Raw genomic sequence first — 12,176 nt, forward strand, 5'->3', positions numbered from 1 at the left:
AAATATCTTCTATCATCGCATTACGGATAAATTTCCATTATTAAATTTTCGTAAAGTCTTGGGGCATGAATGGAATTCATATTACGATTTCTTCAATTTGAGTGTATTTCTCCGATAGTATTTTCTCGTGGAGGTGTGCTAATTTACCGAAGTTAACAGATAATGAAAGATTCGATAAAAAAATGTTAAATCTTTTTTGTTTCTAAGAATTATTTGGGTAGTTTGGCGCTGTCAAGTAAAAGAATGTAGAGAAAAACTATGGCATTTTGGAAGAGTGGCTTGTACTGAGGGACAAAGCGGTGAAAATAACACCAGTTAAAGAAGAGAGTTAAAATGTCCTATACCGACAATAAAGTTAAATAAAACGTAAACGGTGACCACCGGAGTGTACTAAAAAACGATTACAATTCCAGGTAAAGGTACCCAAGACTAAAAGAGAAAATAACATCACATTCAGGGAACAATAGGCTTGTAAGCTTCTTAAAAAAAGGAGCAGGTCTATGCCATGCGTATCTGTATGTAATTACACTTGTGACTAAACACTTATCATACTTAAAATCTAACTAAAAGAAAGCTATGCGAAGATCTCTATTAGTAAGCACACTGCTTCTTTTGTTCTGCTGCTTTACTGCTTTGGCACAGAACAAAAAAGTCGTGTCCGGGACTGTTAAAGATGACAAAGGACAGGCTCTTCCAGGAGTTACCATCCTGGAAAAGGGCACTAAGAACGGAGCAATGACTGCTCCGGATGGTTCCTTTAAAATCTCTGTTGCTCCTGAAGGAACTCTGGTTGTTTCCTTTTTAGGTTACGCTACTCAGGAAATTCCGGTAAGTGGCCAATCGACAATTAATGTTGCCCTTGCTACTGACAACAAAAATCTGGGCGAAGTGGTGGTAACCGCGATGGGTATTAAAAGAGAAGCCCGTTCCCTGGGTTACTCTGTAAGTACTGTAAGCGCAAAAGACATCTCTCAAACTGGTTCTCCTAGTTTCGCTTCTGCCCTGTACGGTAAAGCTGCCGGTGTAAAGGTAGTTGCTGCTCCAGGTGGTGCCAGCTCTGGTGTATCTATCCAGGTGAGAGGTATCACCTCTGTATCTGGTAACTCTCAGCCACTGTATGTTGTGGATGGTGTGCCTATCAGAAACATGGCTGATCCTACCAAATCAAGCTTCAACACTACTAACAACCGTATCGATGGTAACGGTGCACTGGATATCAACCCTGAAGATATCGAGAGCCTGACTGTACTGAAAGGTGCTTCTGCATCTGCACTGTATGGTTCTGAAGCTACCAACGGTGTAGTTGTAATCACTACCAAGAAAGGTACCAAATCAAGAGGTATAGGTGTTGATCTGAACTATATTTACACTGCTGAGATGCTGCAGAACAGCCCTGACTATCAGAACGAATATGGTCCTGGTTATGCAGAAGCTTACAACTTATCTTCCGGTGCAAATGCTGAAGGTTGGATTACTGACACTGATGGTTCTCTTCGTCCTTTCTACAGAGCGTATGAGTCTTTCGGTCCTAAATTCGATGGCAGAAGTGTTAAATATTGGGATGGTTCTACCCGTCCATATTCAGCGAACAAGAATAACTATAAGGATTTCTTCCAGACTGGTTACAACTCTCAGTTCAACGCTGCTGTTGCTAACGCAAACGAATTTGCTTCTTACCGTTTCTCTTATACCCGTACGGATTATAAAGCTATCACCCCAGGATCTAACCTGAACAAGAATAACTTTAACCTGAACGCTACGCTGAAACTGCACAAGAAAGTAACTTTAGACATCATTTCTACTTTCAATAACAACTACACTCATAACCGTCCTACTACGCTGAGCGATGTATTGAATTCTTACGGTGGTTTCTTCAGCCGTATGGATGATATGAATACATACTTCAACAAGTACCAGACTTCTCATGGTTATAAGTATGTAACCTCTACTAACTCCAGCTACGATCAGAGCGAGAAACTGCTTTATCCGATCAGAGCTACTCAGCTGATGGACTATATGTGGACACAGCTGAAAAACGACTACGATGAAAACCAAAACCGTTTCATCAACAGCGTAACTTTAAACTATTCTATACTGGATAATCTGAAGTTCCGTGGTCGTATTGGTAATGACTACACTGGCTGGAAAGCTGAAAATAAAGAACATAATACCCAGCCTACTTATGTAGGTACCAGTGGTAAATATGGTATCGAACAGAGAACAAACAGCCTCCTGTACGGAGATGCGTTGTTGACTTACAATTCTAAGATTGGTAAGAACTGGGATCTGGGTGTATCCGGTGGTTTCACTGCCAGAAAACAAAACTTCCAGTATCAGCAGAGCACTACCACTGTAGGTTTGGCCAGTGAAAACTGGTTCTCTCTGAACAACTCTGCAGGTACTCTGTATACAGTATCTAATCGTGGTGAGCAGATCGACGTTGCTGGTTTCGGTATCCTTAACGTAAGCTACAAAGGTTGGTTATACCTCGAAGCAACAGGTCGTTCTGAAAGGACTTCTACCCTGGCTCCAGGCAGAAATAGCTATACTTACCCTTCTGCAAACGCAGGTTTCGTATTCTCTGATGTAATCAAATTACCATCCTGGTGGAACTACGGTAAACTGAGAGCTTCTTACGGTTTAACCGGTAACCACCCAACCCTGTTCGTAGCACCAGTTGCTTACAGCCAGTATGGTGTTTCCCTGAATGGTCAATACCTGGTATATCAACAAGCTCAGGGTAGCAGCTTCGGTAACGATAAGCTGGAATCTGAGCAGAAGAGAGAGTTTGAATTTGGTCTGGAAACAAGAATCATTGGCGGTAAAGTTGGTGTAGATCTGACTTACTACAATAACAAAGTAAAGCAACAGATCCTTGAGATCACTACTCCTCAGACAGCAGGTGCTACTTCCCAGTACATCAACGCTGGTGACCTGGCAAACTTCGGTTTTGAAGGTGCAATCAACGCCACTCCGGTTCAAACTAAAGACTTCCGTTGGGATACCCGTCTGAACGTTGCAGTGAACCGTAACAAACTGGTTAGCCTGCCTTCTACATTACCTAACATCACTAACGATCTGGAAAGTGGTTATGTAATCGCAAGATCAGAAGTAGGTGATCCCCTGGGTAACATCTACGTTCACCCACACAACATGGATGCAAACGGTAACTACAAAGTAGACGGTAACGGTCTGTATACTTACAATACCGATGCTTACATCAAGGTTGGTAACATGATGCCTAAGGTTGTAGGAGGTTTCTCAAACACTTTCTCTTACAAAGCATTCTCACTGGATGTGACCCTGGATTACCGTTTAGGTGGTAAACTGGTATCCATTCCTTCTTACTATGCAGTTGGTGCTGGTATGTACAAGAGCACTCTCAAATATAGAGATGCAGCTCATGGCGGTATTGGTTATAATGTGGTTGGTGATGAAAGCAGCTTTCCTCCTAATTATGTGGCAACTGCCGTTGGTGAAACCGCAACCCGTTACAATGGTCTGATCCTGGATGGTGTCACTGATGATAACGGTACTAAAAATACAAAAGTAACTTCCGCTGGTATCTATTATGATGCACAGTACGGATGGCATTCTGGTGACTACTCTCAGGCAGTATTCAACAACAGCTATATCAAAGTGCGTGAAGTTGCACTGACTTACAACATGCCTAAGAGCATCATTAACAAATTACATTTCCAGGGTCTGCAGGTAGCACTGATCGGCCGTAACCTGTTCTACGTTTACAAATCCCTGCCTTATGGCCTGGATCCGGAAGTTGCAACTGGCTCACGCTGGATTGATCAGGGTATGAACAGTGGTGGTATGGCTCCTACAAGAAGCCTTGGTGCTAGCGTTCGTGCTCGCTTCTAATGTATTTATTTGCTCAATGACGAAACAAAGAAAACTAATGAAAAAACTTCTTATAAACGCAGCTCTTCTGGTCTTACTGGCAGGTTCTTTTAGCTCCTGTAAGAAAAAGATCGATGAAGACTACCAAAACCCGGAACTGACTACCTCAGGTAACATAGGTAAGCTGTTTGCCGGTATGTTCTTCAACAAAAGAATTCACCCTTCATACTGGGATTATTATACTATTCTTCAGTCTTATAGCGGTGCTTTCTCTGGTATCGTTCCTGCTGTACAAAGCAGTACCATGTATGTAACTACCTCCAGCTATACTGATGGTAAATGGACTGACTTCTATAACGGTTCTACCGGTACTGACTATAACTATAATGGTCCTGGTATCCTGAACAACTATCGTGAGATGCAGTCTACTTACAATGCACTGTCTGCAACTGACCAGGCAGCACAGGATATTTACATGAACCTGGCTAAGGTAATTGTAGCAGATCAGGCAGCTCAGATGGTTGACATGTGGGGCGATATTCCTTTTTCAAAGGCAAACTCCCTGAACACTTCTACCCGTGCTATCGAGTATGCTGCATATGACGATGCTGCTGCACTGTACGATACACTGATCAATAACCTGGATCAGGTGAATACCTTCCTGACTACTGCATCTGTAGTAGCTACAGAAAGCGGTAACCTGAAACTGTATGACAGAATTTACAGCGGTGACCTCACCCTGTGGCGTCGTTATGCAAACTCTCTGCGTCTGCGTCTTCTTATGCGTATTTCTAACGTAAGCGAAGCTAAAGCACAGGCAGCAGTTACTACTATGCTGAACAATCCCAGCACTTATCCGCTGATCACAACAAACGATCAGGATGCATTATTGTGGGAAAGCCCAACCAACCTGGTTAGTGACCTGTGGAGTGCATTCTCCAGCTTCCCTTACGCTCCTCAGTATCTGCTGGAAGATGTATTGGTTGCTAACAATGACCCTCGTACCAAAGTAATGTTCGATCCGGATTCTACTAATGGTTACAAAGGTTTCCCTTACAATGGAACTTCTAACGATTTTTCCAATGGTGGGTATGCATCTTACGATTCTGCTACCTTCTTCTATAACTACAACCTGCCAGGTGTACTGTTCACAGCTGCTGAAGCTAGCTTCCTGCAAGCTGAAGCTTACGAAAGATGGGGCCTGGGTACTGCAGCTACTGCATACACAGAAGGTCTCGATCTGTCTGTTGAATACTTCTACATGCTGAACAAAAAAGTTAGCGACCGTTCTACCCAGTACAAATGGGCTATACAGGTTGTAAATACTGATACTGTAGCACTGTGGAAAGCAGCTAGCGCTGTTGCTTACAGTGGTACTACTACTGAAAAACTGGAGAAAATCTATACTCAGAAATGGGTGAACTTCTTCATCATGCAGGCAAACCAGGCATGGGCTGAATACAGAAGAACAGGTTATCCTGCTATTCAACTGCCAGTTTCAAACGGTATTCAGGCTAATCCTCCTGTACGTTTCCTGTATCCTTCAAACGAGTCACTGTATAACACTGCTAACTACAGCGCTGTACAGTCTAAGGATACCCGCAACACTAAAATCTTCTGGGACGTTAACTAATAACGTTTAGATAATTTATAGAAAAGGCCCCGGCATTTATGCCGGGGCCTTTTGTTTTTAACTAAAAAGTCAAAATATTATACATTTGAGAAAAAATTATCTATTTTAGGTAATTAAGTATGAAACGCCTATTCCTATTCCTTTTGATTGTACTGTCCTTTGCTGCCAGCGCGCAGCGCATTACCTGGTACCAGCATATCGCACCCATTGTTCATACTAACTGCACACCCTGTCATCGCCCGGAAGAAGCCGGCCCTTTTTCTCTTATCTCTTACGAAGATGTAGCCAAGCGCGCCGCGATGGTGAAGAAAGTAACACAAAGCAGGTACATGCCACCATGGAAAGCAGATCCACATTATGTAAGCTATGCCAATGAACGCCGCCTCACCGACGAAGAAATTGCCATGATCGCTGACTGGGCAGATCACCAGATGCCAATAGGGAAAAATGATAATCGCAAACCAGACACTATTACTTTTTCTAAAGTTTCGCGCCTGCCAGATCTTGAGCTTACTATGAAACAAGCCTTCGTAGTCAAAGGAGATAATGTAGAACGTTTCATTGTTTATAAGATCCCATTTGAACTACCTGACTCTATGAATGTGGAAGCCATCCGCTTCATCACAAACAACCGCAAACTGATCCACCACGCGAATTATGAAATAGATGATGTGCCAGAGCTGGATCTATACAACACTGTTGATTACATCAACCTCACGGAAGATGATCGTAATAAATATACACAGTACGTACCCTACCGCAAGCGCATGATCTATTACGGAGGCTGGATTCCAGGCGCCTTGTATGAATCGTATCCTTCCGGTATCGGCTGGCGGATGCCCAGGAGAGGAGTGATCCTGCTCACCCTGCACTTTGCCCCTGTAGGTAAGGAAGAGAAAAGCATCAGCGGGGTACAGTTATACTTCACAAAGAATGAAGTAAAGAGAGACATTCGTGCTGTGAGCATCGGCTCCGGTGGTGTAGGAGAGAAGGATATTGATCCGTTCTTTTATATCCCTGCCAATGCAGTGAAGACATTCAAGGTGAAAGTAAAAGTGCCCGAAGATCAGTCATTGCTATACGTTTGGCCACATATGCACTACCTGGGAAAGATCTTCAGGGCATATAGTGTAACGCCTGCGAATGATACGATACGCTTAGTGTCTATTCCTGACTGGAATGTAGCATGGCAGGAAATGTACTGGTTCCCTACATTGAAGAAACTACCGAAAGGATCTACTATTTATGTAGAAGGGACGTATGATAACACTGCTGAAAACCCCGCTAATCCGAATAATCCTCCTCAACTCATTTATAGTAGTGGCGATATGAAATCGACTGATGAGATGATGACGCTGGTGATGATTTATTTGCCTTATGAAAAGGGGGATGAGAAGATGGAAATTAAGCGATAGTCCTGCGGGTTTTTCGCAAGCCCGCTGCAGGTGAAAACCTGCCGTTAGGCATATTTAAAACCGCAATGACATATATCACTGAAATAAATAATAGATATAATGTAATTTACCACTGTCAACCAACGAGTCGTTATGTCAAGACTACTACTCCTGTCATTGCTAATAACTATGCAGTCGATAGGGCATCCACATGGTACTTCCTTTACTGAGCGATTAAAGGACTATACAGGCAAAGCTTATGACATCAGGCCACAGGGAAAGATTGTTGTGTATCTGTTTCTCTCACCTGAATGTCCATTGTGCAGAAACTATGCACCTATCGTACAACAGCTGTCAGAAAAATACAAAGGCGTACAATTCTACGGCATCATCAGTGGCCGCACCTTTACCAAAGGGCAGATCGGCGCTTATGTAAAAGATTTCAATCTCACCTTCCCCGTCCTCATAGATACGGATAAGGAAGTTGCCAATTCACTGAAAGCAACTGTCACGCCCGAAGCGCTGCTGGTAGGAAGTGATGGCAAAGAATATTATCGTGGTTTGATAGATGACTGGATCACAGGTCTTGGTACCAAGCGTGCAAAAACTACGCAGCTATACCTGGATCAGTCTATCCAGAATCTGGTGGCAGGTGTGCCCACTGTTACAAAGACCACACCGATAGGTTGTCTGATCAGTAATTATTAAAGTATGCGTGTTGTCGTTGCGATAACCCTGATGTTATCGTTATTTATTTGCGGAAAGGGGAGGGCACAGGATATCACCTGGTATAAACACATTGCGCCCATCATTCACAACAATTGTACACCTTGTCACAGAACAGGCGAGGCAGCGCCTTTTCCCCTTGTTACATATGAGGATGTAGCAAAACGTGCTTCCATGATTCAACGGGTTACGGAAGCGAGGTATATGCCACCCTGGAAACCAGATCCGCACTATGTACAATATGCGAATGAAAGACGATTGTCTGATGAAGAGATTTCCATGATCGCCAACTGGGCTACTCATGATATGCCTAAAGGCAATGCGGGGGATGCAAAAGACAAACAGAACTTTGTGCCCGGTACCGTATACAATCGTCCACCTGATCTGGTGTTGAAGATGAAGGAGAGTTATCGCCTGGAAGGGGATAACCAAGACCATTACATCGTATACAAAATACCTTTTGAGCTGGCAGATTCTATGAATGTGGAAGGAGTAGAATTCATCACCAATAACCGTAAGGTGATCCATCATGCCAACTATGAGATAGATGATGTACCAGGCATGGATATATATAATACAGCGGACTTTGTGGATTATACCAATGAAAAGGTAAAGTACTTTGAAAACTATGTATCCTATCGTAAGCGGATCATGTACTTTGGTGGCTGGATACCGGGTGCTTCTATGGAGTCTTATCCGGAACATATTGGTTGGGTAATGCCAAAGAGAGGGGTGATATTACTGACAGTGCATTATGCACCGTTAGGCAAAGCAGAAGATGTGCTTAGTGGTATACAGATCTGGACGACAAAATCAAATATTACCAGGCGGATCAAAAACGAGAGCCTGGGATCTGGTAGTGAGTCGCAAAAACAGATACAGCCTTTCTTTTATCTGCCTCCTGATGTAGTGCGTACTTTTTCGTTGGATGTAAAGATAGAGGAGGATAGGTCATTGCTGTATGTATGGCCGCATATGCATTTGCTTGGGCAGGTGTTTAAAGCCTATGCCATCAAGCCAGACAAAGACACGATCCCGTTAGTATATATACCTGTGTGGGATTTTAACTGGCAGGAGATCTATTGGTTTCCAAAGATGGTGAAGATTCCGAAAGGATCGACTATTCACATAGAAGCCACTTATGATAACACGATCAATAATCCTTACAATCCAAACTTGCCACCAGCATTGGTCATGGAAAATATGAACACAAAGGATGAGATGATGACATTGGTAATAGTAACGCTTCCTTATAAAGACGGCGACGAAAATATCTCTTTGAAATAAAGCCGAAAACAACTCTTTAATAATAAAGCCGGCCGCAGGCCAAGACCTAAAAAAAACGCTTTTACCGAAGGTAAAAGCGTTTTTTTGCGCCTACAGCAAATGTTTTATCTCGCTTAACTTCAGCAACGCCTCCACCGGCGTCAGCCTGTTAATATCCACATTCTCCAACATATCTCTTATCGTCTTGAACGTATCACTATGCGTATCAAAAATACTCAATTGCACCTTCTGTGCAGGTCCGCCCAAACTCTTCACCTGCTCCTGCACTGGCCCATCAATCTGCTTCTCCTCCAAATGCGCTAATACCTCATTCGCTCTTTCAATCAACTTAGGCGGCATTCCCGCCATTCTTGCCACATGAATACCAAAGCTATGTCTGCTACCCCCCGGCGCCAGCTTCCTCAAAAATATCACCTTATTCCCCGATTCCTTATTCGTAATGTGAAAATTCTTGATGCGCGCATGCTTATTCTCCAACTCATTCAGCTCGTGATAGTGTGTGGCAAACAACGTCTTGGGTTTAGCCGATGTCATATCATGCAGATACTCCACAATACTCCATGCAATTGAAATACCATCATACGTACTGGTACCACGCCCGATCTCATCCAGTATCACCAGACTACGCGGTGTAATATTGTTAATAATACTCGCCGTTTCATTCATCTCTACCATGAAAGTAGACTCACCACCACTCAGGTTATCCGAAGCGCCCACACGTGTAAAGATCTTATCTGTCAATCCGATCTCCGCCGCTGCTGCAGGTACAAAACTCCCCATATGCGCCATCAGCGTAATCAATGCCGTCTGCCGTAACAATGCAGACTTACCACTCATGTTCGGACCCGTCAGAATAATAATCTGCTGGGTCTCTTTATCCAGCGTGATATCATTCGCTACATAACTCTCACCCGGTGGCAATCCTCTTTCAATCACAGGATGTCGTCCTTCACGAATATCAAGATTGTAACCATCCGTAATACCCGGACGACGATATTTAAACTGTACCGCATTGTTCGCAAAACTCAGCAGACAATCCAGCTTCGCTATCACCTGTGCATTCTGTTGTATCGGCCGGATATAAGGTTGCAATGCAGACAATAGTTCTTCGAACAACTGTGCTTCCAGTGCGAGGATCTTTTCTTCCGCCCCCGTAATCTTCTCTTCGTATTCCTTCAGCTCAGGTGTAATATATCGTTCTGCATTCGCCAGCGTTTGCTTACGGATCCAGGTTTCAGGTACTTTATTCTTATGTGCATTCGTCACTTCCAGGTAGTAGCCGAATACGTTGTTGAATGCAATCTTCAGACTAGGGATGCCCGTGATTTCAGATTCCTTCTGTTGGATCTGTAACAGGTAATCTTTTCCGGAGCGTGCAATTTTACGCAGGTTATCCAGTTCGGTATGAATACCCATCTGTATCACTTCGCCTTTGCTCACGAGGATCGGTGGTGTCTCCGTTACTTCGCGCAGAATTCTGTCCAGGATTTCGTTACATCCATCCATGGTCATGGCCAGTTTTGCCAGGTATGGATGTGGTACTTTTTCCAGCAGGGTCTTCACGGCACATACCTGTTGCAGTGCTTTGGCGAGGGACATCACCTCTCTTGGGTTGATCTTCTTCAAAGGGATCTTGGACACCAGTCTTTCCAGGTCACCGGTTTGTTTCAGGTGGTGGACCAGGTTTTTTGCAAGATCTGTTTCTTTGATAAAGTACTCTACCACATCCAGTCTTTCATTGATCTGGTTAATATCGCGGAGGGGGAATATGAGCCAGCGTTTCAGCAGGCGGGCGCCCATTGGGCTTACAGTAGTATCAATGGTGGTGAGCAGGGTATTCCCGTTTTCCACACTGCTACCTAACAATTCCAGGTTACGGATCGTAAACCTGTCCATCCAGAGGAAGTCATCCTGTTCGATGCGCTGAATGTTAGTAATGTGTTGCAGGTGAGGATGTTCGGTATCCCGCAGGTAATGCAGGGCAGCGCCTGCGGCAATGATGGCATCATTGAGACCATCTACTCCAAAGCCTTTCAGACTATGTGTCTCAAACTGCCTGAGGAGTATTTCATGTGCATAAGTGGCAGTAAAGATCCACTCATCCATGGTGTATGTGTAAAACTTAGTGCCAAAGTGCTGGCGGAAATTCTTTTGTTGTTGCTTGGCGTAGAGTACTTCAGCAGGTTTAAAGCTTTGCAGCAGTTTATCGGCATACTCGATGGTGCCCTGTGCAACAAAGAATTCCCCTGTGGAGATATCCAGAAACGCAACGCCGGCATGATCATCCTGGAGGTGTACAGCTGCCAGAAAGTTGTTGTTGGCATTTTCGAGGATCTTGTCATTCACAGCAACTCCGGGCGTCACCATTTCGGTTACGCCGCGTTTTACAATACCTTTTACAGTTTTGGGATCTTCCAGCTGATCGCATACGGCCACGCGGTAGCCTGCTTTGACCAGTTTGTGGAGGTAGGTGTCCAGAGAGTGGTGTGGAAAACCAGCTAAGTCTACATAAGAGGCAGAGCCGTTAGCTCTTTTGGTCAGAACAATCCCCAATACTTTGGAGGCAATGACTGCGTCTTCATTAAAAGTTTCATAAAAATCGCCCACGCGGAACAAAAGCACGGCATCCGGGTAACGGGTCTTAATTGCCTTGTGCTGTTGCATTAGTGGGGTTTCTTCCGATTTGCTTTTCGCCATTCGGCAAAAATATAGAAAATGTGGTTTATTTAGCAATTGCTATAACTTTGCGCTATGCGAAAACTGAGCATGGACGAACTAGGCCGCAAAACGATCGAAGAATTCAAGGCCGCCGAAAAAACACCACTGGTATTAGTCATGGACAATATCCGGAGCATGCACAATGTAGGCTCCGTATTCAGAACGGCCGATGCCTTTCTGATTCAAGGCATTATACTCTGTGGGTATACGCCTGTTCCCCCTCACCGCGATATTCAGAAAACCGCCCTGGGTGCTACCGAAACGGTGCACTGGCAATATTATGCCACCACTACCGAAGCTGTAGCTGCTTTAAAAGAAGGGGGATACCGCGTACTGGCCATTGAGCAGGCGGAAAGCAGTGTGATGCTGGACCAGTTCCAGCCTGGTGGCGATCAGCCCCTGGCACTGGTATTTGGCAATGAAGTGTCTGGTGTGGATGGAGAAGTGATGAAGCAGGTGGACGGATGTATTGAAATTCCGCAGCTTGGGATGAAACACTCATTGAATATATCTGTTAGCACAGGTATCGTAGTTTGGGATATCTTTGTAAAGTTAAAAAAGTAACA

At 44.1% G+C, this 12,176-nt stretch carries 7 protein-coding genes; 6 read left to right on the forward strand and 1 reads right to left on the reverse strand.

Going from position 1 to position 12,176, the window contains the following annotated elements; genetic code table 11:
* Positions 1–576 precede the first annotated feature (576 nt).
* The 5 genes from BW716_RS04800 to BW716_RS04820 all read left to right on the forward strand — a co-directional run bounded on the left by BW716_RS04800 (position 577) and on the right by BW716_RS04820 (position 8,892).
* Positions 577–3,873 carry a SusC/RagA family TonB-linked outer membrane protein gene (locus tag BW716_RS04800; protein WP_083721385.1) on the forward strand — a complete coding sequence of 1,099 codons (3,297 nt, stop codon included), beginning with the start codon at positions 577–579 and terminating at the stop codon, positions 3,871–3,873.
* 37 nt (positions 3,874–3,910) lie between these two features.
* Positions 3,911–5,485, forward strand: coding sequence for a SusD/RagB family nutrient-binding outer membrane lipoprotein (locus BW716_RS04805; protein ID WP_179090993.1), 1,575 nt, complete (start codon positions 3,911–3,913; stop codon positions 5,483–5,485).
* Between the two features lie 119 nt (positions 5,486–5,604).
* Positions 5,605–6,900 carry a cytochrome c gene (locus BW716_RS04810; RefSeq protein ID WP_083721387.1) on the forward strand — a complete coding sequence of 432 codons (1,296 nt, stop codon included), beginning with the start codon at positions 5,605–5,607 and terminating at the stop codon, positions 6,898–6,900.
* Positions 6,901–7,032: 132 nt separating this feature from the next.
* Positions 7,033–7,587 carry a redoxin family protein gene (locus BW716_RS04815; RefSeq protein ID WP_083721388.1) on the forward strand — a complete coding sequence of 185 codons (555 nt, stop codon included), beginning with the start codon at positions 7,033–7,035 and terminating at the stop codon, positions 7,585–7,587.
* A gap of 3 nt (positions 7,588–7,590) precedes the next feature.
* A complete protein-coding gene (locus BW716_RS04820) occupies positions 7,591–8,892 on the forward strand; it encodes a cytochrome c (RefSeq protein ID WP_143708719.1) in 1,302 nt (433 codons plus the stop codon).
* Positions 8,893–8,982: 90 nt separating this feature from the next.
* On the opposite strand, the gene mutS is transcribed toward BW716_RS04820, so the two are convergent.
* A complete protein-coding gene (gene mutS / locus BW716_RS04825) occupies positions 8,983–11,589 on the reverse strand; it encodes a DNA mismatch repair protein MutS (protein ID WP_083721390.1) in 2,607 nt (868 codons plus the stop codon).
* 54 nt (positions 11,590–11,643) lie between these two features.
* Between mutS and BW716_RS04830 the strand changes: the two genes are divergently transcribed.
* A complete protein-coding gene (locus BW716_RS04830; protein ID WP_179090994.1) occupies positions 11,644–12,174 on the forward strand; it encodes an RNA methyltransferase in 531 nt (176 codons plus the stop codon).
* The last annotated feature ends 2 nt before the right edge of the window (positions 12,175–12,176 follow it).

The organism is [Flexibacter] sp. ATCC 35208, from assembly GCF_001975825.1.
In the GTDB taxonomy this organism is placed as follows: domain Bacteria; phylum Bacteroidota; class Bacteroidia; order Chitinophagales; family Chitinophagaceae; genus Chitinophaga.

Excerpts from the sequence above, each read along its gene's own strand:
- BW716_RS04800 (WP_083721385.1), top strand. The coding sequence starts at position 577 with ATGCGAAGATCTCTATTAGTAAGCACACTGCTTCTTTTGTTCTGCTGC.
- BW716_RS04805 (WP_179090993.1), top strand. The coding sequence starts at position 3,911 with ATGAAAAAACTTCTTATAAACGCAGCTCTTCTGGTCTTACTGGCAGGT.
- BW716_RS04810 (WP_083721387.1), top strand. The coding sequence starts at position 5,605 with ATGAAACGCCTATTCCTATTCCTTTTGATTGTACTGTCCTTTGCTGCC.
- BW716_RS04815 (WP_083721388.1), top strand. The coding sequence starts at position 7,033 with ATGTCAAGACTACTACTCCTGTCATTGCTAATAACTATGCAGTCGATA.
- BW716_RS04820 (WP_143708719.1), top strand. The coding sequence starts at position 7,591 with ATGCGTGTTGTCGTTGCGATAACCCTGATGTTATCGTTATTTATTTGC.
- mutS (WP_083721390.1), bottom strand. The coding sequence starts at position 11,589 with ATGGCGAAAAGCAAATCGGAAGAAACCCCACTAATGCAACAGCACAAG.
- BW716_RS04830 (WP_179090994.1), top strand. The coding sequence starts at position 11,644 with ATGCGAAAACTGAGCATGGACGAACTAGGCCGCAAAACGATCGAAGAA.